Raw genomic sequence first — 20,777 nt, forward strand, 5'->3', positions numbered from 1 at the left:
TCTCAGTCTCCTTAACCTGGAGTAGGAGGGACATCTGTTACTAATGGTACAAATGGACCCTCTGTAACTGTTTCAAATGGTGTATCGAGAATAGAAGATAGAATGAGGAGATTTGCATCTCCAATTAAAAAGAGTGCGGACGATGATACACCGTTCATTTTAATCTGTCCGACTTTTAACTCACGGTTTACAACGTTAAGGTTCATACATACTTACTCCTTTCGGAAATTTCCCGGTATGTGCTGAATAAAGGAGAGAAAGGCTTTGTCAATATCTTGTTTCATTGCCTGAATAATGATATCTCGTAAATAATCTGGATCTGTTGAAATACCTTCATATGATTGAACTTGTGATAAATAATAAGGGAGTCGATGCTCCATCTGTTTTTTTATGTCATCCACCATCATTTGTCGATACATTTCATCAAGCGGTGTTCTCTCTTCTTGTTCAAAATGTAGAATACGATTATATGCTTCTTCATCTAAGTATCGATGCATTTCTTGAAGGATACCTTGATAAAAGTCTGGGTTTGTTTCGGTTTCAGGATTTACCTTCAATGTTTCTGTATCCACTTGAAAATCTTCAATTTGTTGTCCTTTTGCTGAAAATGGATTTAAACCAATATTTAAAGTACCATTTAAGTTTTCGACTTTTAATTGATCGAATTTGTATTCCACTTTTCCTACAGAAGAGGAGGGGCGATTTTTTAATTCGTTAAGCTCTTCTTGGAGTTGTCGCACTTGATCTTCTAAATTCAGGATGGCTGCTTGTTGTGTTTGAAGAGCTTGTTGGAGTTGGTGTAAGTAAGTATATATATCTTGATTCATTTGTGAAACCTCCTTTTCAATAGGGAGGGTAAAAATATTCCTGCTATATATTTATGACAAGGATGTCTTAAGAAGAACTAGTTGATGGTTTGATAGAAATAATTTGTCCTTTTGCCTGTAATGGGCGAAGTGGCTCCGTAAATCCGCCTGTATTTGAAAATTTAGATAGGGCTTTAATACTTCCGGCAGTACCAATTTGGAATACAGAAGAGGTTGTGATGCTATCAATTTTAATACTGTTGATGATGATACTTTGGTTTACATAAAAATTCAATTCAATTGCCTCCTTTAAGTTGAGCCAATTATCGCTTGATCGATTACATCTGAATCGTTGACAGTCGTTGCACTTTGATAATTGTAGACAGAAACATTATCTCCAACGTTGAAAGAACCGGCCCCGGCGAAAGCACGTGAGTAACTAATAGGCCTAATCGCAAATACATCTCCAATATGAAAAATACCACTTGATCCAATATTGACGATACGAATATGTCCGACCATAGCTGGCATACAAAACACCCTTCGTTTTTAAAATTTTCTTTTCTACTATTGTATGGGCGTTTCCAATAAAATGTGTGTTTTTTTGAAATAAAAGAAACACACGCGTTATTGCGTGTGTGTGTTGAACGTTTGAGTAGGGTGTAAATCCGTATGTACATGACAAATTACATTTAAGAGCCTGTCCAGTTCTTGGCTACAATCCACTGTTCTTTGAGAAGTCATTCCATAGCGTTCAGCAAAATAGATCATTTTTTCACGTTTTTTTTCAATAGCTTGCTCAAACATTGAAATCGGCTCCATCTCTAAATGAAATTTTTAGTATATATGTAGTACATATTATACAAAAAAATCATAAAAAAGAAATGCCTTCGCTAAAAAAAGTAAAATTTCTACATTTTATGCTAAATAATGAATAAGATGCGAGAAGAATATTGTAAAAATTAGCGTGCATGAGAAGGTTTTTTTCTTGCGGATGCGAATACAATTAAAGGGTATGAGTTTTAGGATGGAGAGTGGAAATATTGCGTTTTGTAACGGCGAAGAAAGAAGAAAAGGTATTTGTAGGTATTGTGGATGAAGAAGAAGAAAAGGTATTACACTTAAGAGAAGCGCAAAGACAAAAAGGGGAAAAGGTTACAATCCCTATTACAATGTTAGAGTGTATTGAAAGAGGGACTGAATGTTTTGAGAAAGTATGTGAAATTGTAAATTGGGCAAAAGAGAACGGGGAAGCGGCGTATTATCCGTTAACAGAGGTGAAAATATTAGCGCCGATTCCAAGGCCAAGAAAGAATATTTTGTGCGTTGGAAAAAACTATCGTGAGCATGCGGTAGAAATGGGCGGAGTAGAGTCTATTCCAGAAAATATAATGATCTTTACGAAAGCACCAACAACAGTTATTGGCATAAATGAGCAAATTAATGGTCACCCTCACGCAACGGACGAACTAGATTACGAAGGAGAACTAGCTATCATTATTGGTAAGCGAGGGAAGCAAATTAAAAAAGAAAAAGCGCTTGAGCATGTTTTTGGTTATACGATTATAAATGATGTAACAGCTCGAGACATTCAAAGAAAACATAAACAGTTTTTCCTTGGGAAAAGCTTCGATACATTTTGTCCGATGGGACCGTATTTAATTCATAAATCGGTGGTTGAAACGCCGAATTCATTACACATTGAAACGGTAGTAAATGGAGAAGTAAGGCAAACTTCCAACACAAATAAAATGATTTTTTCAATAGAAGAAATTATTTCAACGATAAGCAAAGGAATGACTTTAGAACCAGGCGATATTATCGCAACAGGAACGCCGGCTGGTGTCGGAAAAGGTTTTACACCACCGAGGTTTTTACATGCTGGTGATGAAGTGGTCATTACAGTGGAAAGAATTGGTACTTTGCGAAATGTAGTGAAATGAGAAAAGAGCTATCTTGTATAAAGATAGCTCTTTTCTATGGTCTCGGATTATAGAGATAATCGATAACGGCAAAAGTGTAAAGACCAATTAATGCAAGTGTACAAATGCCAAATAATATAACCGCAAGTGCGCTTTTTTCTCGTCCAAATCCAATAATAGTAAGAATAACAGCAGTCCAAAATGATACTTTCAGTAGTGTGAGTGTAGTAGGAGTTGAGTAATGAAGCCATGTTGTGGAAAGTAGGAAACTAAAGAATGTAACTAAAATAAACGCTGTAGCTAAATAGTTAATATATTTACCATATCTTAGTAGCATATCGCACCTCCTTTATGAATTTAAAATACAGAAAATTACAATTTCATCTTAATATAATTGAATATAAAAAGAAAGAGGTTGTCCCAACATGTTGGACAACCTCTCTATTATTACGATAATACAGCTTTAATTTTTTGGAATGCCCACTCTAAATCTTCTTCAGAGATTACTAGAGGTGGTGCGATACGAATTACGTTTTCGTGTGTTTCTTTACATAGTAGACCAGCTGCTTTTAGTTGTTCACAGTAAGGACGAGCTGGCTCGTTTAATTCGATACCGATGAATAAACCTTTACCGCGAACTTCAGTGATCATTGGGTTATCAATTTCTTTTAATTGCCCAACTAATTTTTCTCCTAATTGAAGAGAACGCTCTGTTAATTTTTCTTCTTCTAAAACTTCAAGAGCTGCGATAGAAACAGCACATGCAAGTGGGTTACCGCCGAATGTAGAACCATGAGAACCTGGCTCAAATACACCTAAAATGTCTCGGTTTGCTGCAACACAAGAGATCGGGAACACACCGCCACCAAGGGCTTTACCAAGTATGTACATGTCAGGAGTTACATCGTCCCAGTCACAAGCGAATACTTTACCAGTACGGCCTAAGCCTGTTTGGATTTCATCTGCTACGAATAAAACGTTTTCTTTTTTACATACTTCAAGAGCTTCTTTTAAGTAACCAGCTGGTGGGATGTTAATTCCTGCTTCACCTTGAATTGGCTCTAAAATGAATGCTGCTGTGTTTGGTGTAATTGCGGCTTTTAATGCTTCTAAATCACCGTAAGGAATTACAACGATGCCAGGAAGCATTGGACCAAATCCACGCTTGTACTCTTCATTTGAAGACATAGAAACAGAACCCATTGTACGTCCGTGGAAGTTATCTTCACAAACGATGATTTCAGCACGGTTTGTTTCTACTTTCTTCACATCATAAGCCCAGCGACGAACTGTTTTAATTGCAGTTTCAACAGCTTCAGCACCTGTATTCATTGGAAGTACCATTTCTTTATTAGTTAGTTTCGCAACTTTTTCGTACCAAGGACCTAATTGATCGCTATGGAAAGCACGAGAAGTTAACGTAACACGATTAGCTTGGTCAATTAAAGCGTTAATAATTTTCGGGTGACGATGACCTTGGTTTACTGCAGAATATGCACTTAATAAGTCCATATAGCGGTTTCCTTCAGGATCTTCTACCCAAACACCTTCTGCTTTAGAAATAACGATTGGAAGTGGGTGATAGTTATTTGCTCCATATGTGTCTGTAAGTTCGATAATATCCTTAGTTTGAATCATGATTGTTCCCCCTTTTGTTATTACAAGAAGTTTGTAAATACTCTAAATATTATAGCATTTAAATGTAAAAAAGCGAAACATTTCCTGAAAATAAATGAACATGTTATCATATAGAGTGAAAAAGTGTGAAAAGAGGAGGTAAGGGATACGATGGTACATATGCATATTACAGCATGGGCGTTAGGTTTAATTTTATTCTTCGTTGCGTATTCACTTTATTCAGCAGGAAGAAAAGGTAAAGGTGTACATATGGGGCTTCGCCTAATGTATATCATCATTATTGTGACAGGCTTCATGTTGTACATGAGTATTGTGAAGACAGCAACAGGTAGCATGCACATGTGGTATGGCTTAAAAATGTTAGCTGGTATTTTAGTTATCGGTGGAATGGAAATGGTTCTTGTGAAAATGAGCAAAAACAAACCAACAGGGGCGGTTTGGGGCTTATTTATTGTTGCGCTAGTAGCAGTACTATACTTAGGACTGAAATTGCCACTTGGCTGGTACGTATTCAAATAAAAATAAAACCACCTTATAATCTCAAAGACTTGGGAGATAAGGTGGTTTTTATTTTTTATGTCGCATCGATATGCAACTCTTCTCCATTTACTTTCGTAAAACGGAACATGTTTTTATTGGATGTAGTGTGACGGACGAAATGATGCTGTAGTGTACAGATCATCTCTTCGTTATCAAACAAAAGAATATTTACTCCTTCGCGTGACTCCTCTTTCGGTAAGAAAGATAAATAATTATGACAATACATGCAATCATATAAAGAGTAGTGAAGTGATTGCAATGATTCGGTTAATAATGTGAACACAGAGTCAGGTAATTCCTCGAGCCATTCATTATAGCTAAGAAGTAATTTTTTTCGAATACGTATCATTTCCCCGTTTTGCAGGTGGTGCTGTTCGTTGGCGATTTGTAATATATCTTGTTCATAGAAACGAGCTGGTAGCCAGTTGTTGTTATATAAAATCTCAAAACCATCTTCGGCAATATCTTCTAATAAAAATGCTTCATCATTTTCATCATCAAAGAATACCCATTCATTGTTTATATATTCTACATTACCGACTGTATGAGCGCGGGGCTGGTTATATAAAATATGGTTACGTTGTATCATACATGATTTCTCCTTTATAAAAAGTAGTTATTCCTGTTATAGACAGTTCGTGCATTCTTTATAACTAGACACATCTAGACATAGGTGGGCATACAATAAAACACGTTTTACTGAGTGAGAATGCTATTCCATATGTGGATAGTAGGTTATCGTCAAGTTTTCCATTTTTTGATCCGCACTCTTAGGGTGGGGATTACTGCACGTTCAAGAAAAGAAATAAGATGGAAGGATGATTTATATGTGCGGGATTACAGGATGGGTGGATTATAAACGCTCATTAGAAGGAGAAAGAGATGTCGTTACGAAGATGGCTGAGACGTTAGCCAAACGTGGGCCGGATGATAATAAAGTTTGGATTAAAGGCAATGTCGCATTTGGGCATAAACGTTTAATCGTTGTGGACCCTGAGGGCGGGAAACAACCGATGACTTGTTTAAAAGATGAAACGAATTACGCCATTTGCTATAACGGTGAACTTTATAACACAGAAGACATTCGAAAGGAATTATTAAGAAGAGGATATACGTTCAAAGGTCATTCTGATACAGAAGTATTATTAGCTTCTTATATTGAATGGAAAGAAGAATGTGTCGATCATTTAAACGGTATATATGCGTTTGCTGTATGGGATGAACAGAAAGAACAAGTATTTATTGCGCGAGATCGACTAGGTGTAAAACCGCTATTTTATAAATATGATAGTGGGCGATTACTATTTGGTTCAGAGTTAAAAGCGATACTGGCTCATCCAGATGTGAAGGCGGAAGTAACGTTAGAAGGGTTATCCGAAATATTCGGCCTCGGACCGTCAAGAACGCCTGGCCATGGTATTTATGCTGGTATAAAAGAATTACGTCCAGGTCATGCGATGACATTTTCAAAGAACGGTTTATGTATATGGAGATATTGGAATGTAGAAAGTAAAAAACATGAAGACTCTTTTGAAGAAACAGTAGAGAAAACGCGCTTTTTATTACAAGATGCCATTACAAGACAGCTTGTTTCTGATGTACCACTATGTACTTTTTTATCAGGTGGTGTAGATTCGAGCGCTATTACAGCTATCGCAGCGAAAGAATACGAGAGATCAGGAAAAGGGCAATTACACACGTATTCTATTGATTACGAAGATAATGACAAATACTTTAAAGCGAATGCGTTCCAGCCAAATTCAGATGCTCCGTTTATTAATTTAATGACTGAGACATTTCAAACAACCCATCATCGCTGCGTCATTTCGAATGAAAAATTAGCAGAGTATTTAACTGAAGCAGTACTCGTTCGTGATTTGCCTGGTATGGCAGATATCGATTCGTCATTATTATGGTTTTGTCGTGAAATTAAACAAGATTTTGTCGTCGGTTTATCTGGGGAATGTGCAGATGAAATATTTGGTGGATATCCGTGGTTTTATAGAGAAGATGATTTACAATCGAGTGCCTTTCCGTGGATGCGCTCTACAGAAGCACGTGAACAACTGCTAAAGAAAGAATGGAGAAATAAATTAAATTTACAACAATATGTACAAAGGCGCTATGAAGAGTCGATTCAAGAAGTTCCTATTTTAGAGGGAGAAAGTCCGCTAGAAGCAAAAAGACGCCAATTATTTTATTTAAATATGGTATGGTTTATGACAACATTATTAGACAGAAAAGACCGCATGAGTATGGGGGCAAGTTTAGAAGTACGTGTTCCATTTGCAGATCATCGCCTTGTCGAATATGCGTGGAATATTCCTTGGGAAATGAAAATGTATAAAAACCGCGAAAAAGGTCTATTACGTAAAGCGTTAGAAGATGTACTTCCACATGACATCTTATATAGAAAGAAGAGTCCTTATCCGAAAACGCACAATCCACACTATACAAAAGCAGTAACAGTATGGCTTCAAAATCTATTAACGGATAAAGGTTCAATTTTACACGAATTGTTTGATAAAGAGCAGTTGAACGGATTAATTCAGTCTGGTGGCAGTGCATTTCAAACACCATGGTTTGGTCAATTGATGACTGGGCCACAGCTTTTAGCTCATTTAGCACAAATTCACGTTTGGTTTAAAGAATATGGGGTAAATATTAAGGAATAAGGGAAAAGCGGCTTACAATTATGTAAGTCGCTTTTTATTAAAGAAATTGTCATATAAAATTCAAAATCACCTTATAAATAATACTTAATTAGAATTATTATTTTGACGTACTTATTATTGCTTGTTATAATTGGAAACAAACGTTCTGAAAAGGATTCTCATTTATAAAATTGAGGTGTTATATAGATGACAAAGAAAAAAATAGGTTTACTCGTAATGGCGTATGGAACACCAGAATCATTAGACGATGTAGAGGCATATTATACACATATCCGTCACGGGCGTAAGCCGTCAGAAGAAGCGCTTGAAGATTTAATTGAGCGCTATAAAGCGATTGGTGGAATTTCGCCGCTTGCAAAAATTACGAAAGAGCAGGCGCATAAATTAACAGATTCAATGAATAACATATTTACAGAGTATGAATTTACTTGTTACTTAGGTTTAAAACATACTGCGCCATTTATAGAAGATGCTGTAGAGGAAATGAAGCGAGATGGAATTGAGCAGGCGATTAGTATCGTATTAGCACCGCACTATTCTACATTTAGCATTAAAGCGTATAATGATCGTGCTATTCGTCTTTCAAAAGAAATCGGTGGTCCTGTTATTGAACCAATTGAACAATGGTATGATGAACCGAAATTTATTTCGTATTGGGCAGACCAAATAAAAGAAACGTTTACAGAAATTGATGATAAAGAGAAAGCAGTCGTAATTTTCTCAGCGCATAGTTTGCCAGAAAAGATTATTGCAGCAGGAGACCCATATGTAGAACAACTAAAGCATACGGCAGATTTAATTGCAGAAGCTGCAAATATTCAAAACTATACAATCGGTTGGCAAAGTGCTGGGAATACTCCTGATCCATGGATTGGTCCAGATGTGCAAGATTTAACGAAAGATTTATATGCAGAGCATGGGTACGAATCTTTCGTATATTGCCCAGTTGGTTTTGTAGCGGAGCATTTAGAAGTTTTATATGACAACGATTATGAATGTAAAGTTGTAACTGATGAATTAAATGCCAAATATTTTAGACCAAGTATGCCGAATGCACAATCTGCATTTATCGACTGTTTGGCTGAAATTGTTTCAAAAAAAGTGAAGGAAATAGTTGACAAAGGTTTAGTTTTTAATAATAATTAGTTTATAATAATTTTAAATAAATAATAATTACTATGAAAGAAAGAGGAGGATCCCCCTAGATGAATCCAAATAATCGCTTAACAACAAACCAAGGTGCTCCAGTTGGAGATAACCAAAATTCTCGTACAGCTGGTCGTCGTGGACCAGTATTATTAGAAGACTATCATTTAGTAGAAAAACTTGCGCACTTTGATCGTGAACGTATTCCGGAGCGTGTTGTGCATGCACGTGGTGCAGGTGCTCACGGTGTATTCGTAACGAAAAATAGTATGAAGCAATATACGAAAGCGGCATTTTTACAAAATGAAGGAACTGAAACGCCTGTATTTGTTCGTTTTTCAACGGTTATTCATGGTCAAGGTTCTCCTGAAACAGCACGTGACCCACGTGGGTTCGCTGTTAAATTTTATACAGAAGAAGGAAACTACGATATCGTAGGTAATCATTTACCGGTTTTCTTCATTCGTGATGCAATTAAATTCCCTGATATGGTACATTCTTTAAAACCAGCACCTGATACGAATATTCAAACGCCAGATCGTTACTGGGATTTCATGACGTTAACTCCAGAATCTACACACATGATGACATGGGTATTTTCTGATTACGGTACACCAGCAAGTTATCGTGAAATGGAAGGTTTCGGCGTCCATTCATTTAAATGGATTAATGAAGAAGGTAAAATTGTTTATATTAAATACCACTGGAAACCACAGCAAGGTGTACGTAACTTAAATGCGAAAGAAGTGCAAGAAGTACAAGGGAAAGACTTCAATCATGCAACTCGTGATTTGTTCGACGCAATCGAAAAAGGAAATCACCCGAAATGGGATTTACACGTACAAGTTATGCAATTAGATGAAATGGACTCTTTAGACTTTGATCCATTAGATCCAACGAAAGTATGGCCAGAAGATCGCTTCCCATTAATGGAAGTAGGGACGATGACGTTAAATCGTAATCCGAAAAATTTCTTTGCAGAAGTAGAACAAGTAGCGTTCTCTCCAAGTGCAACTGTAAAGGGTATTGAGCCATCGGAAGATAAATTATTACAAGGTCGTTTATTCTCTTATCCAGATACACAGCGTTATCGTCTTGGTGCAAATTACTTACAAATTCCTGTAAACTGCCCATACGCAGCTGTTCATAATCAACAACGTGATGGTGCGATGCAAGTAAATCAAAACCCATCTACAATCAACTACGAACCGAGCCGTCATGCAGAGAATCCGGTTGAAGACAAAGCTTACCGCGATTCAACTATGAAAGTAGAAGGCTATGTATCTCGTGAAAAAATCGAGAAACCAAATGACTTCAAACAAGCAGGTGAGCGTTACCGTTCATTCTCTAAAGAAGAGCAAGATAACTTAATTGCAAACTTAACAAATGATCTAAAAGACGTAAATGAACGCACAAAATTATTAGCTGTTTGTAACTTCTTCCGTGCAGATCAAGAATACGGTATGCGTTTAGCGCAGGCATTAAATGTTGATATTACGCAATATGTAGGAAATGCTCCGAAATAAATAGGAAAAGACGACTGTTATGAAACGGTCGTCTTTTTTTATGTGTAAAGTTACACGCGGGTATTCTTCAGTTTCGTTATGTCGGAATTTGTTGGTAAATCGATATCTTGTGTCGAAACAATCGATATATCCAAAAAACCGTTAATATATTTCCAGTTATACTAGGTGGGGTATGTTGCCCGGTGCGCAAAAAAGAGATGCAATCTATTACTAATAGATTGCATCTCTTTTTTAGTTTACTCGTTCTGCATGTTCATAAGCCTTCTCGCCATGCATCGAAATATCAAGTCCCATGTGTTCCTGGTGCTCATCTACCCGAACAGGGAGGAAGAAGTTAATAACTTTAATAATGGCATAAGTCATTATTATTGTGAATGCATATGTTGCTCCAATTGCTACCAGTTGTTTAAACAGTAAAGCGGCATTTCCGTAAAATAATCCGTTTGCACCATCTCCGTTTATGGTAGTGGTTGCAAATAGTCCTGTTGCAATACCGCCCCAAGTTCCTCCGATGCCGTGGCATCCAAAGGCATCAAGTGTATCGTCATACCCGAATTTTGTTTTTAAGAAGAAAACGGCGCCAAAGCATAATATACCACCAATTGCCCCGATAAGAAGGGCGGAGAAAGGTGTAACGAACCCGCAAGCTGGTGTAATAGCGACTAGACCAGAAACAACTCCGCAAGCAGCTCCCATCGCAGTCGGTTTTGATTGGAAGAACCATTCAGAAAGCATCCAAGTTAGAGCGGAGGCAGCAGCGGCTATATTTGTATTAATAAATGCAGTTAAAGCTACGTCGTTTAAGGATAATGCGCTGCCGACGTTAAAACCGAACCAGCCAAACCATAATAAGCCTGCGCCTAACATTGTAAATGGCAAATGGTGAGGAGAAGAACCATTTATGTTTTTTCGCTTTCCAAGGAAAATAGCTAATACAAGACCAGCAACTCCGGAAGTGATGTGAACGACGTTTCCGCCAGCGAAGTCTAGTGCCCCAAGTTCCCTTAGCCACCCGCCGACGCCCCATACCCAATGAGCGACAGGATTGTAAACGATCGTTGTCCATAGAAGGATAAAAATAAGAAAGGCAGAAAATCGCATTCTTTCAGCGAATGCACCTGAAATTAAAGCTGGAGTTAAAATGGCGAACATGAGTTGAAACATCATGAATAAATTGTGAGGAATAGTAGATGAGTAGTCTGGATTTGGTACGTAGGTAACTCCGTTTAGACCGAACCAATCAAGTGTACCGATAATCCCGTGCCAATCTGGTCCGAATGATAAAGAATAGCCGATAACAATCCATTGAATCGAAACGATAGCCATTGCGCTATAACTATGCATCGTTGTACTGAGTACATTTTTGCTGCGAACCATACCTCCATAAAAAAGTGCCAATCCTGGTGTCATTAACATGACCATTACTGTCGTTACAAACATAAAAACCGTATCTCCCATATTCATGATTTTCCCTCCTGTAATGTTAGAAAAAATAACATCATTTTGTTATGTTTCATATCATATTCGAAATTAAACTAAAAATCAACTAAAAATTCAGAAAATTATATACATTATGTTAGGAAACCTAACATGTATTATTTTGTGAGGGTTGAAATCGACATATGCGTTTCATTCAGAAAATTGGTATAATATTCTTATAATTAAAAAACTTGGGGGATGCGTGTGGGAAAAATACGGACTAGGAAACTATTCATTTGTTTTTGCTTAGCTGTTGTTTTGTTTGTACCAATACATACTTTTGCAGACGAAAAAAGAGAGTGGCGAGACGAAGTTATCTATTCCATTATGATTGATCGCTTCAATAATGGAGAACCGAAAAATGACAAACAGTTAGAAGTTGGTAATTTAGAAGGGTATCAAGGTGGGGATATAAGAGGAATTATAAAAAGGTTGGATTACATAAAAGAAATGGGTTTTACTACCGTTATGCTTTCGCCGCTTTTTGAAAGTGGAAAGTACGATGGAGTAGACGTGCGAAATTTTAAAAAGGTAAATGAACATTTCGGGGCAGACAATGATGTGAAAGAACTTGTAAGAGAAGCTCATGCAAAAGGAATGAAAGTTGTATTTCAATTTCCGCTTGGAGAAAACGAACAACAGGTAATTGATGCAATGAAATGGTGGATAAAAGAAGTTGATTTAGATGGAAGTTATGTTATACATAGTGAAAAAAAGCCGCGTTCCTTTTGGGATAACGCGCAAAAAGATATGCAAGTGATAAAGAAAGATTTTCGTATTATGACAAAGGAGGATAGTGAATACAACGAAAAAATAGTAGAATCGTTTTCCAAAGCGGATGTATCGGTGAAATCGTTATACGATGTGAGTAAAAAAGAAGGGGAATTTGTTACGTTTTTAGATGATCAAGAAACAAAAAGATATGCGCGTATTGCAAAAGAAAATATGTATTATCCGCCATCACGTTTAAAACTGGCGCTTACATATTTGTTAACATCACCTGGAATTCCGAATTTTTATTACGGAACTGAAATTGCATTAGATGGAGGAAGTGTACCTGATAATAGACGATTAATGGATTTTAAGTCAGACGAAAAATTTATGCAGCACATAACAAAACTAGGTGAACTTAGACAGGCTAGACCGTCTTTACGACGCGGTACGTTTGAGCTACTGTATGATAAGAGCGGGATGAGCATACTAAAACGAAAATATAAAAATGAAGTAACTTTAGTAGCAATTAATAATACGAAAGAAACACAAAAAGTCTCCTTACCTGCAAGTACGATTGGTGAAAAACAAGAGTTAAGAGGATTGTTAGAGGATGAAATTATAAGAGAGGAAAATGGGGAATTTTATTTCGTTTTAAAGCGTGAAGAATCAAACGTGTATAAAGTTAACGGAGAAACAGGTGTGAATTGGTTATTTATCTCCTTAATCGTTGGTGTGAATGTATTATTTATTGCGTTTTTAATTGCAGTTAAAAGGAAACGTAGATGAGATGAGAAGTTACGCACTCTATATTCATGTCTTCTTATTGGATTTGTAAGTTTGTTCGGTGGGGCCAGGTTAGGGAGAAAGTCTTCTTCCTAGCCTGTTTTTGTGTCAATACGGATAGAGAAAGACCTTTGAAACAAACAATAATTGCAACTATATTAATTTTACATTACATTAAAAGTTAGAGAATACTCTTATACTAATATAGTACTAAATAGTAGGTGGGAAAATGGAATTTTACGATTTGGGTATTACCATTAAAGAGCTTAGAATTAAAAAAAATATATCACAATCCGAATTATGTCATGGAATATGTTCGCAAAGTCAAATTAGCAAAATAGAAAAAGGTATGATTTATCCATCTAGTATATTGTTATATCAATTATCAGAAAGACTTGGTATTGACCCAAATAATATATTTGCATTAACTCAAAACAAAAAGTTAAAATATGTAGAAAATGTAAAATGTGTAATAAAAGATTGCTTAAAGCAAAAACAATATAAAGAACTTTATGAAATCGTGAAAAAAGAGAAAGATGAAAAAAATTTTCAGGCAAAAGAAGATAAACAATTTCTCCTATGGCATGAAGCAATTGCTGTATTTGAGGTGAACAGATCCATAAAAACTGCTTTAAAGCTTTTAAATAATGCATTAAAACTAACTTTAACCAATGTTGATTTTTTATCAGAAAGAGAAATAGATATTATGCAGACAATGTCTATATTTTATGCGGAAAATAAAGAATATGATAAAAGTATTACTATATTAGGAAGATGTTTAACTAATTTTAATAAGTTAGATTTTCCGAGAGATAAAGCGATTAAATTAAAAATCATTTTTAATTTAGCGAAATGTTTAGGTATGACCTATCAATATGAAGAAGCGGTAAAATACATTGATAAGGGCATCAAATTAGCTATTAATCTAAATACTCTATACTTATTAGGTGAACTTTACTATTTAAAAGGATGGAATTTATTAAGATTTAAACAACAGAATGAAGAAGATATTGCAAATAACATGAAAAAAGCATTATTTATATTTGAACTAACAGAAAAAGAAAATCTGATAAAAATGGTTAAAGAAAAATATTTTGAAAACCAAACTGAAAAAAGCCACTCATAATACATTTGGAAATCACTTGAAATATAATAAAACCTACAGGGGAAATCCCTGTAGGTTTTACACTTATAAACTTGCTTCTAAAATATTAGTGTTTAATATAAATTTTTGAATAAGAGTTTACTTAGTGTACTTTTTATTTTGAAGTCTGCATCTTTATTAACAATTTATGCTTCTTTTTAATCACATCCAAATATTGTTAAGATTGAGATGATTCAAGTCGGAGGAAGGCACTTTGAGGTGTCTTTTTTTATGACCTTTATCATTAACTATTTAATCTTTTTTAAATGATTACATGACATATTTTTTTTGTACCAAGCTTTGTTGATACAGTTAGACTTATCCGTTAGTGTATTCGTATTATTAGAACATCCTACAGTATTTAGGGAGAATGTGGCCAATAAAAACCATAATATTAATTTCTTCAAATAACCACTTCTAACTCTTTTTTAATTAACATTTTTTAAAATACTTATTAATTTTACATTACATTAAAGGTTGGAAAATATTCTTATACTCATAAATTGTTACGTTTTGGCGAGGAGAGGAATTATGAGTTATAGCAATTTTTAAGATGACTTTGGCCTAGGATGTAATTACTAAGAAAAGTAATTCAAATCGAAGGGAAAACGTCTTAAGGTGTCTTTTCCTTATTTTCAATTTACTTAGCGATTTTTACCGCACATACCCTTTTTCTATGGTTTGTTCTTGTAATATTGTCTCTGCTAGGCTAAAAAGAAAACTCCTCTAATTAAGAGGAGTTTTTTTTAGCGGTAGTTAATGAACTGTACGTCGATTGGTAAATCGGCGCTACGAACAGCTGCGATTACGGCTTGTAAGTCATCACGGCTTTTCGCTGTAACACGTACTTGATCGTCTTGTACTTGTGTTTTTACTTTTAATTTCATTTCTTTAATGATGTTGTTAATTTTTTTAGCGTTATCTTTATCGATACCTTGTTGAAGTGTTGCACGTTGGCGAACAGTGTTGCCAGTTGCAGCTTCAACTTTTCCGTAATCTAAGTTCTTAATTGGAACGTTACGTTTTACAAGTTTAGAAATTAAAACGTCTTTTACTTGGTCTAATTTGAACTCGTCGTCAGAAGTTAAAACTAGTACTTCTTTTTCTAATTTAATATCACTTTTACTTCCTTTAAAGTCATATCGGTTTTGGATTTCTTTTAATGCGATATTAATTGCGTTTGTTACTTCAGGTAATTCTACTTTCGAAACGATGTCAAAAGAACTATCTTTTGCCATAGTTAGCACCTCCAAATAAATTTCTAATCTTGTTATGTACTGTACATACTAAAGTATAGCTGAAAACGAGTCTAGACTTAAGTGTTTTCGTACTTATATTCATGGAACCTCATTTTATTATAGTGAATTTTGGGCAGTTGGACAAATACAGGAAAAATCATGTTATAATTAACTTTTGTTTGGAATGATAAAAAAGATAATTTTATATATATAGAAGGGAATTAAAAAATATGTATTTGCAAATAGGATCGATTGAACAGGTAACTGTTTTACGCGAAACGGAAATCGGATATATGGTTGGGAATGAAGAAGAAGAAATTTTCCTACATAAAAACGAAGTAGCTGGAGAAATTGAAGAAGGTGATACGATTGATGTATTCTTATACCTTGATCACCAAAATCGTATTTCAGCAACAATGAAGGAACCGATTATTACAACGTATGATTGGAACTGGGTAAAGGTTGTAGAAGTTATTCCTAGTTTAGGTGTGTTTGTTGATATTGGTGTGTCAAAAGATATACTAATTCCAGCTGATGAGTTCCCAATTTATATGCCGGTATGGCCAGAAGTAGGCGACGAATTATATTGTACGTTAAAATTAACGAATCGTGATCGTTTAATTGCTCTTCCGGCAAGAGACAGTGATATGCAAGAAATTATCGTAGATGCAACGCCATCTATGCGTAATAAAAACGTAAATGGACGTGTATATCGTTCGCTTCAAGTTGGTTCATTCATACTAACTGATGAGCATTTCCGTGCTTTCTTACACCATACAGAAAGAAAAGAACAAGTCCGCATCGGTGAGCGTGTAACGGGCCGTATTATTGACGTGAAAGATGATGGTACAATTAACATTTCACTTCTTCCTCGTAAAGAAGAAGGAATGGAAGACGATGCTGTAGTAATTTATGCATATATGGAAGAACGAGGCGGAGCAATGCCGTTTTGGGATAAGAGCCATCCAGAAGATATTAAAGAACGCTTTAACATGAGTAAAGCTGCATTTAAGCGTGCACTTGGTAAATTGATGAAAGAAGAAAAAGTTTACCAAGAAGAAGGTTGGACTTACTTTAAGAAATAAGATAGAAGATTAAAAAGCACAACCTTATGTAAAAAGATAAGGTTGTGCTTTTTTAATTTCCTTGCGGTGAAACAAGAGTAAATGTATCTTTCAAATCACTATCGTTTATTTTAATATTCGCCTTTTTTAATTCCTCTTGTAATAATTTTTGGCTGAATGCAGGATCAGCAGTACGTTCTTCCTCTAAGTTTTTGCGAATAGAGTTTTTTACCTCATCGTAAGGTTTTAGATCTTTTTTATCAGTTAATTTAATAACGTGATAACCGTTTGATGATTTTACGGGATTGCTAATTTGTCCAACATTTAGTTTGTAGGCAGCGGTTTCGAATTCAGGGGCCATTGTACCTGAATTGAAGTATCCAAGGTCTCCACCTTTATCTTTTGATAGTAGATCTTGTGATTCTTGTTTTGCTAATTCTTCAAATGAAGCACCAGCATCTAGTTTACTCTTTATTTCTTTCGCTTCATTTTCGTCACTTACTAAAATGTGACTCGCTTTAATTTCTGGCTTATAGTGATCTTTTACGTCTTTTTCTGTAATGCTTTTCTTAATCGCTTCATTCATAGCAAGTTTGAACTTAATTTGATTTTTGAAATCCTCTTCATCTTTTAAACGATTATTTTCTAATACTTTTTTGAATTGATCTCCATATTGTTTTTTTACTTTTTCTACTTCTTTATTTACCTCTTCATCAGGTACTTTATATTTTTTTGTGATGACGTCTTGTGCCATCATTTCGTATAGCATGTCTTTTCCGTAACGATCTTTCAATTGTTTTTCGAAGTCGTCCTTCGTAACAGTCGAGTCTGTTGCTGTGGCGACTGTAGCTGATCCGTTTTTTTGTCCGCAAGCAGATAGCATCAATATACTTATTAGTGCAGTAATAATGAAAATATGTTTCCCTCTCATGCCAACACCTCATCCGAATATGTTATCGCTATTGTAGAATATAGAAGTGAACATGAAGTGAATTTTTAATGTTTTTTTCCTTTAAAATGTAAAAAAGTACATCAACATAATTGTTGATGTACGATGGAATCAAAGGTGATCGGTCTTTTTAGAGTATGCACGTTTACCTTGCTGAATATTTTTTTGCTCTTGCTCATTTTTTTGTGTGCGTTTTGCATTATTATCGCGTGCTTTTTTGTCGTTATCACTCGTATGTGGCATATGTATCAACTCCATTTCTAAACGTTGTACGTTTATCATTTCCTTTTTCGTAAAGACTATGTATAGCGGTGCATTTATGAAGGGTAAAGGTGGATTCGAAATGGATTTGAAGTTGAATTATACTGAACTTATAAAGAAGTTAATCGTTGTAATCATCGCAGGTTTATTAAACGCGATTGGGATGAATTTATTTTTAACGCCAGCGAAAGTGTATGCGAGCGGCTTTGCTGGATTGTCTCAATTATTATCACAAATATTAGGTGATTTTTTATCGATTCACATATCTACGGGAGTATTGTTTAGCTTATTTAATATTCCTGTCGTTATTTTAGCGTGGAAAAAGGTTGGAAAGGCCTTCACCTTTTTTAGTTTTCTTTGTGTTATATTTATGACTTTGTTTCTAGAAATCATCCCTGTTAGAGCGGTTTCGAATGATATCATATTAAATGCGATTTTTGGCGGGATTATTTCGGCAATTGGAGTAGGGATTGCTTTAAAGTGGGGTGCTTCTACAGGTGGATTAGATATTATCGCTATGATTTTATCAAAAATAAAAGATAAGCCTGTCGGTACATACTTTTTCTTTTTTAATGCAATTATCATTATCGCTGCTGGCTATGTATATGGATGGGAAAAAGCGTTATATACGTTAGTGACTTTATATGTATCGACGAGAATTATTGATGCAATTCATACTCGTCATGTAAAGATTACAGCATTAATTGTTACGAAGAATGGGGCGGACGTAAGAAAGGCGATTCACTCGCGATTAGTAAGAGGAATTACAACGATACCAGCAACAGGTGCTTATACGAATGAAAATAAAGAAATGTTAATGATGGTTATTACCCGTTACGAGTTATACGAATTGGAGAGGATTATTAAACAAGTGGACCCAGGTGCATTTACAAATATACTGCAAACAGTTGGGGTGTTCGGATTGTTTCGGAAAGATTAAAGAGGACCAAAGTTGGTCCTCTTTTTTAATGTACATTCGTAATGTTTTGCAATTGCTCTTGCATTTCACGGAGCTGAACTTTTTCAGCAGTTGAAGAGTTTGCGTAAGCGGATTGCAAAGCATTTTTTGCTCTATATACGAGATCTTGTTGCTCAGTACCGCTTGAACAAGATACGGCATTTTCAACAGCATCTCTAGCTTGTTGGAATAGTAAGTTCCCCATTTAAACCCCTCCAAAAGAAGAGTTACTTCTTGCCTTTTCTGCCTCAGCTAATGTACCTCTGTACGGGAATCTTGCATCATGCTTCATAACAGCATCGGCTCCTTGTTGGATAAAACGCTTTGATTTGTTCTTTTTACCCATTCGAAAAACCCCCTTTATTTAGCTGAAAACAATCGACGCGATGTCTCTTGCGTCTACTTATAGTATGGACATTTGGCAGGAAACTATAAGTAGGGAATTTTTAGATTACAACCCAAGAACCTCTTCTAAATATAAAGCGATACCATCTTCTTCGTTCGTTAACGTCGTATGGTTTGCGAGTGATTTTAATTCAGGGATGGCATTCCCCATTGCGATGCCGTGACCAGCAAATTCAATCATTTCAAAATCATTATCTTCGTCACCGAAAGCGATAATTCGCTCTTGTGGAATGTTGTAATGACTAGAAATTTTTTGTAATCCAACCGCTTTATTTAATCCGCTTTTCACAATCTCAATAATCGGCCAAGGTGCGCCCCATTTTCTATGATCGATTACTTCCGCGTGCATATCCGTTAAATGTTGACGAATTGCAGTGGAATGCTCGTCATGTGCATCAATTAATAAGCAAGTTGGATGATCGTTTAAAATATTTAATAAGTCTCCCGTAAAAATCTTAGGAGAGCCGAATTCGAAAATATGTTTTTTATCTTCATCAATTTCACGAACATACACATCGTCCATTACTTCCGCGTATATATTTTTTACGCCGAAATCAAAGCAAGCTCGTACAATTTCTTGCGCTGTTGCTAGCTCAAGAGGAGAGTGATGTGTTCCCCAGCTTGAATCAAGAGGATGATGTACGTAAGCACCGTTAAAGTTTACGATAGGTGTGTTAAGAGCAAGGTCTTTATAGTAATCATAACTAGCACGGAATGGACGTCCTGTTGAAATAACAACAATATGTCCCTGTTCCTTTGCTTTTGCAATTGTATGTTTCGTTCGAGTGGAAATTATTTTGTTGTCTGTTAATAAAGTACCGTCTAAGTCTAATGCGATTAAATGTTGTTTGTTCATAATTTCACCTCTTATAATAATTTTTTTGTATCTATCTGTATTTCCGTTTTTAATATGCAGAAATAAGAGGTTAGACTCGGTGAAATCACCATAGATGGAAATTTCACTATATATCCATCTTACGTCTCAAAGTGCTGCGGTGTCTACTATTTATCGTTGGAAATTAAGAAAAGTCAACATCTTTTTAGAAAGTTCAAACAATGTTTCTTTCATTATGTACAAATTGTGAAAAGGGTTACATTGCTCGTGTGATGAGACTTATAATGAACATGTAATCTTCTCGTATATGTTTGACTCTCCTTTGAAACTAGCCTAGAGTAGGTTGGTTTCTTTTTTTTCTACAAGTAGGAAAGAAATCCCTGCTTACGCTTGTATCATTCATATATATGTACAAGGACGAGATGTAGTACTGTTTCCTAAACATGACAGAAAACCTTTCTTTTAAAATGGATATACTAATGAGGCAAAGACGTCATGGAAGGAGAATGAAAATGGGACAAAATCGCAGGTTTCGTTCTGGACAAAAAGCGCCGAATGATGGTATTTATGTAGAAATTGGTGAAACGGGAAGTATGGTGAAAAATCCGCAAATGGTACAATTAACTGCCGGTGAAAAATTTCCAGATAATACGAATCATAACCGTCAGTGGACATATAAAAGAAAACCGTAACA

General features: G+C 35.5%; 25 protein-coding genes. 10 read left to right on the top strand and 15 right to left on the bottom strand.

The features are described 5' to 3' along the window. Nucleotides 1–11: 11 nt before the first annotated feature. The 5 genes from gerPD to QCI81_RS20030 form a co-directional block, all read right to left on the bottom strand. Complete coding sequence (gene gerPD / locus QCI81_RS20010; protein WP_001052807.1) at nucleotides 12–206, bottom strand: spore germination protein GerPD; 195 nt, start codon at nucleotides 204–206, stop codon at nucleotides 12–14. 6 nt (nucleotides 207–212) lie between these two features. Continuing rightward, on the bottom strand, nucleotides 213–827 hold the full coding sequence (gerPC, locus tag QCI81_RS20015) for a spore germination protein GerPC (RefSeq protein ID WP_001070761.1): 615 nt from the start codon (nucleotides 825–827) through the stop codon (nucleotides 213–215). 67 nt (nucleotides 828–894) lie between these two features. Then, nucleotides 895–1,101, bottom strand: a complete 207-nt coding sequence (gene gerPB, locus QCI81_RS20020; protein WP_001012508.1) for a spore germination protein GerPB — start codon at nucleotides 1,099–1,101, stop codon at nucleotides 895–897. A 14-nt stretch (nucleotides 1,102–1,115) separates the two neighbouring features. Then, nucleotides 1,116–1,337: a spore germination protein GerPA gene (gerPA, locus tag QCI81_RS20025; RefSeq protein WP_001111187.1), complete on the bottom strand. Its 222-nt coding sequence runs from the start codon at nucleotides 1,335–1,337 to the stop codon at nucleotides 1,116–1,118. 96 nt (nucleotides 1,338–1,433) lie between these two features. Continuing rightward, nucleotides 1,434–1,613, bottom strand: a complete 180-nt coding sequence (locus tag QCI81_RS20030; RefSeq protein ID WP_000462857.1) for an aspartyl-phosphate phosphatase Spo0E family protein — start codon at nucleotides 1,611–1,613, stop codon at nucleotides 1,434–1,436. Between the two features lie 236 nt (nucleotides 1,614–1,849). Here QCI81_RS20030 and QCI81_RS20035 point away from each other — a divergent pair, with 236 nt between their 5' ends. After that, complete coding sequence (locus tag QCI81_RS20035; RefSeq protein ID WP_071731596.1) at nucleotides 1,850–2,749, top strand: fumarylacetoacetate hydrolase family protein; 900 nt, start codon at nucleotides 1,850–1,852, stop codon at nucleotides 2,747–2,749. Nucleotides 2,750–2,783: 34 nt separating this feature from the next. Here QCI81_RS20035 and QCI81_RS20040 read toward each other — a convergent pair whose 3' ends face one another. Further along, nucleotides 2,784–3,065 carry a hypothetical protein gene (locus tag QCI81_RS20040; RefSeq protein WP_071731597.1) on the bottom strand — a complete coding sequence of 94 codons (282 nt, stop codon included), beginning with the start codon at nucleotides 3,063–3,065 and terminating at the stop codon, nucleotides 2,784–2,786. A 110-nt stretch (nucleotides 3,066–3,175) separates the two neighbouring features. Next, nucleotides 3,176–4,366, bottom strand: coding sequence for an ornithine aminotransferase (rocD, locus tag QCI81_RS20045; protein WP_071731598.1), 1,191 nt, complete (start codon nucleotides 4,364–4,366; stop codon nucleotides 3,176–3,178). 150 nt (nucleotides 4,367–4,516) lie between these two features. On the opposite strand from rocD, the gene QCI81_RS20050 reads away from it, so the two are divergent. Further along, nucleotides 4,517–4,885, top strand: a complete 369-nt coding sequence (locus QCI81_RS20050; RefSeq protein WP_000233495.1) for a YisL family protein — start codon at nucleotides 4,517–4,519, stop codon at nucleotides 4,883–4,885. A gap of 55 nt (nucleotides 4,886–4,940) precedes the next feature. Here QCI81_RS20050 and QCI81_RS20055 read toward each other — a convergent pair whose 3' ends face one another. After that, a complete protein-coding gene (locus tag QCI81_RS20055; protein WP_000616066.1) occupies nucleotides 4,941–5,495 on the bottom strand; it encodes a DUF2777 domain-containing protein in 555 nt (184 codons plus the stop codon). A gap of 238 nt (nucleotides 5,496–5,733) precedes the next feature. Between QCI81_RS20055 and asnB the strand changes: the two genes are divergently transcribed. The 3 genes from asnB (at nucleotide 5,734) to katB (ending at nucleotide 10,253) form a co-directional block, all read left to right on the top strand. Further along, nucleotides 5,734–7,581, top strand: coding sequence for an asparagine synthase (glutamine-hydrolyzing) (gene asnB / locus QCI81_RS20060; RefSeq protein WP_000333991.1), 1,848 nt, complete (start codon nucleotides 5,734–5,736; stop codon nucleotides 7,579–7,581). Nucleotides 7,582–7,767: 186 nt separating this feature from the next. After that, a complete protein-coding gene (gene hemH, locus QCI81_RS20065; protein WP_071731599.1) occupies nucleotides 7,768–8,727 on the top strand; it encodes a ferrochelatase in 960 nt (319 codons plus the stop codon). A 59-nt stretch (nucleotides 8,728–8,786) separates the two neighbouring features. Beyond that, entirely contained in the window at nucleotides 8,787–10,253 is a 1,467-nt protein-coding gene (gene katB, locus QCI81_RS20070; protein WP_071731600.1) for a catalase KatB, read from the top strand. A gap of 231 nt (nucleotides 10,254–10,484) precedes the next feature. Here the strand turns inward: katB and QCI81_RS20075 are convergent, their stop codons facing one another. Next, nucleotides 10,485–11,717 carry an ammonium transporter gene (locus QCI81_RS20075; protein ID WP_071731601.1) on the bottom strand — a complete coding sequence of 411 codons (1,233 nt, stop codon included), beginning with the start codon at nucleotides 11,715–11,717 and terminating at the stop codon, nucleotides 10,485–10,487. A gap of 213 nt (nucleotides 11,718–11,930) precedes the next feature. On the opposite strand from QCI81_RS20075, the gene QCI81_RS20080 reads away from it, so the two are divergent. Further along, the gene (locus QCI81_RS20080; protein WP_071731602.1) at nucleotides 11,931–13,232 is read left to right on the top strand and encodes an alpha-amylase family glycosyl hydrolase; all 1,302 of its coding nucleotides are present in this window, start codon (nucleotides 11,931–11,933) and stop codon (nucleotides 13,230–13,232) included. Between the two features lie 226 nt (nucleotides 13,233–13,458). Further along, nucleotides 13,459–14,355, top strand: a complete 897-nt coding sequence (locus QCI81_RS20085; RefSeq protein WP_000397875.1) for a helix-turn-helix domain-containing protein — start codon at nucleotides 13,459–13,461, stop codon at nucleotides 14,353–14,355. A gap of 764 nt (nucleotides 14,356–15,119) precedes the next feature. Here QCI81_RS20085 and QCI81_RS20090 read toward each other — a convergent pair. After that, nucleotides 15,120–15,611, bottom strand: a complete 492-nt coding sequence (locus QCI81_RS20090; RefSeq protein WP_001040146.1) for a YajQ family cyclic di-GMP-binding protein — start codon at nucleotides 15,609–15,611, stop codon at nucleotides 15,120–15,122. Nucleotides 15,612–15,841: 230 nt separating this feature from the next. On the opposite strand from QCI81_RS20090, the gene QCI81_RS20095 reads away from it, so the two are divergent. Then, nucleotides 15,842–16,696, top strand: coding sequence for a CvfB family protein (locus QCI81_RS20095; RefSeq protein ID WP_071731603.1), 855 nt, complete (start codon nucleotides 15,842–15,844; stop codon nucleotides 16,694–16,696). Between the two features lie 52 nt (nucleotides 16,697–16,748). Here QCI81_RS20095 and prsA read toward each other — a convergent pair whose 3' ends face one another. Next, a complete protein-coding gene (prsA, locus tag QCI81_RS20100; protein ID WP_063546784.1) occupies nucleotides 16,749–17,606 on the bottom strand; it encodes a peptidylprolyl isomerase PrsA in 858 nt (285 codons plus the stop codon). Between the two features lie 129 nt (nucleotides 17,607–17,735). Then, entirely contained in the window at nucleotides 17,736–17,867 is a 132-nt protein-coding gene (locus QCI81_RS20105) for a DUF3941 domain-containing protein (RefSeq protein WP_001120851.1), read from the bottom strand. A 100-nt stretch (nucleotides 17,868–17,967) separates the two neighbouring features. On the opposite strand from QCI81_RS20105, the gene QCI81_RS20110 reads away from it, so the two are divergent. Then, nucleotides 17,968–18,825, top strand: coding sequence for a YitT family protein (locus tag QCI81_RS20110; protein WP_000364431.1), 858 nt, complete (start codon nucleotides 17,968–17,970; stop codon nucleotides 18,823–18,825). 25 nt (nucleotides 18,826–18,850) lie between these two features. Here the strand turns inward: QCI81_RS20110 and QCI81_RS20115 are convergent, their stop codons facing one another. The 3 genes from QCI81_RS20115 to QCI81_RS20125 all read right to left on the bottom strand — a co-directional run bounded on the left by QCI81_RS20115 (nucleotide 18,851) and on the right by QCI81_RS20125 (nucleotide 20,104). After that, nucleotides 18,851–19,048 (bottom strand): DUF3813 domain-containing protein, encoded by a 198-nt coding sequence (locus QCI81_RS20115; protein ID WP_000527408.1) that lies wholly within the window; start codon nucleotides 19,046–19,048, stop codon nucleotides 18,851–18,853. After that, nucleotides 19,049–19,189 carry a hypothetical protein gene (locus QCI81_RS20120; protein WP_000516816.1) on the bottom strand — a complete coding sequence of 47 codons (141 nt, stop codon included), beginning with the start codon at nucleotides 19,187–19,189 and terminating at the stop codon, nucleotides 19,049–19,051. Between the two features lie 105 nt (nucleotides 19,190–19,294). Then, nucleotides 19,295–20,104, bottom strand: a complete 810-nt coding sequence (locus tag QCI81_RS20125; RefSeq protein WP_071731604.1) for a Cof-type HAD-IIB family hydrolase — start codon at nucleotides 20,102–20,104, stop codon at nucleotides 19,295–19,297. Nucleotides 20,105–20,595: 491 nt separating this feature from the next. Here QCI81_RS20125 and QCI81_RS20130 point away from each other — a divergent pair, with 491 nt between their 5' ends. Beyond that, the gene (locus QCI81_RS20130) at nucleotides 20,596–20,775 is read left to right on the top strand and encodes a YjzC family protein (RefSeq protein WP_000531422.1); all 180 of its coding nucleotides are present in this window, start codon (nucleotides 20,596–20,598) and stop codon (nucleotides 20,773–20,775) included. The last annotated feature ends 2 nt before the right edge of the window (nucleotides 20,776–20,777 follow it).

The sequence above is a fragment of the Bacillus cereus group sp. MG20 genome (assembly GCF_040459885.1).
In the GTDB taxonomy this organism is placed as follows: domain Bacteria; phylum Bacillota; class Bacilli; order Bacillales; family Bacillaceae_G; genus Bacillus_A; species Bacillus_A cereus.

What these genes read in the sequence shown, in the direction of transcription:
- gerPD (WP_001052807.1), bottom strand. Translation starts at nt 206, where the DNA reads ATGAACCTTAACGTTGTAAACCGTGAGTTAAAAGTCGGACAGATTAAA.
- gerPC (WP_001070761.1), bottom strand. Translation starts at nt 827, where the DNA reads ATGAATCAAGATATATATACTTACTTACACCAACTCCAACAAGCTCTT.
- gerPA (WP_001111187.1), bottom strand. Translation starts at nt 1,337, where the DNA reads ATGCCAGCTATGGTCGGACATATTCGTATCGTCAATATTGGATCAAGT.
- QCI81_RS20030 (WP_000462857.1), bottom strand. Translation starts at nt 1,613, where the DNA reads ATGTTTGAGCAAGCTATTGAAAAAAAACGTGAAAAAATGATCTATTTT.
- QCI81_RS20040 (WP_071731597.1), bottom strand. Translation starts at nt 3,065, where the DNA reads ATGCTACTAAGATATGGTAAATATATTAACTATTTAGCTACAGCGTTT.
- rocD (WP_071731598.1), bottom strand. Translation starts at nt 4,366, where the DNA reads ATGATTCAAACTAAGGATATTATCGAACTTACAGACACATATGGAGCA.
- QCI81_RS20050 (WP_000233495.1), top strand. Translation starts at nt 4,517, where the DNA reads ATGGTACATATGCATATTACAGCATGGGCGTTAGGTTTAATTTTATTC.
- QCI81_RS20055 (WP_000616066.1), bottom strand. Translation starts at nt 5,495, where the DNA reads ATGATACAACGTAACCATATTTTATATAACCAGCCCCGCGCTCATACA.
- asnB (WP_000333991.1), top strand. Translation starts at nt 5,734, where the DNA reads ATGTGCGGGATTACAGGATGGGTGGATTATAAACGCTCATTAGAAGGA.
- hemH (WP_071731599.1), top strand. Translation starts at nt 7,768, where the DNA reads ATGACAAAGAAAAAAATAGGTTTACTCGTAATGGCGTATGGAACACCA.
- katB (WP_071731600.1), top strand. Translation starts at nt 8,787, where the DNA reads ATGAATCCAAATAATCGCTTAACAACAAACCAAGGTGCTCCAGTTGGA.
- QCI81_RS20075 (WP_071731601.1), bottom strand. Translation starts at nt 11,717, where the DNA reads ATGAATATGGGAGATACGGTTTTTATGTTTGTAACGACAGTAATGGTC.
- QCI81_RS20080 (WP_071731602.1), top strand. Translation starts at nt 11,931, where the DNA reads ATGCGTGTGGGAAAAATACGGACTAGGAAACTATTCATTTGTTTTTGC.
- QCI81_RS20085 (WP_000397875.1), top strand. Translation starts at nt 13,459, where the DNA reads ATGGAATTTTACGATTTGGGTATTACCATTAAAGAGCTTAGAATTAAA.
- QCI81_RS20090 (WP_001040146.1), bottom strand. Translation starts at nt 15,611, where the DNA reads ATGGCAAAAGATAGTTCTTTTGACATCGTTTCGAAAGTAGAATTACCT.
- QCI81_RS20095 (WP_071731603.1), top strand. Translation starts at nt 15,842, where the DNA reads ATGTATTTGCAAATAGGATCGATTGAACAGGTAACTGTTTTACGCGAA.
- prsA (WP_063546784.1), bottom strand. Translation starts at nt 17,606, where the DNA reads ATGAGAGGGAAACATATTTTCATTATTACTGCACTAATAAGTATATTG.
- QCI81_RS20105 (WP_001120851.1), bottom strand. Translation starts at nt 17,867, where the DNA reads ATGCCACATACGAGTGATAACGACAAAAAAGCACGCGATAATAATGCA.
- QCI81_RS20110 (WP_000364431.1), top strand. Translation starts at nt 17,968, where the DNA reads ATGGATTTGAAGTTGAATTATACTGAACTTATAAAGAAGTTAATCGTT.
- QCI81_RS20115 (WP_000527408.1), bottom strand. Translation starts at nt 19,048, where the DNA reads ATGGGGAACTTACTATTCCAACAAGCTAGAGATGCTGTTGAAAATGCC.
- QCI81_RS20120 (WP_000516816.1), bottom strand. Translation starts at nt 19,189, where the DNA reads ATGGGTAAAAAGAACAAATCAAAGCGTTTTATCCAACAAGGAGCCGAT.
- QCI81_RS20125 (WP_071731604.1), bottom strand. Translation starts at nt 20,104, where the DNA reads ATGAACAAACAACATTTAATCGCATTAGACTTAGACGGTACTTTATTA.
- QCI81_RS20130 (WP_000531422.1), top strand. Translation starts at nt 20,596, where the DNA reads ATGGGACAAAATCGCAGGTTTCGTTCTGGACAAAAAGCGCCGAATGAT.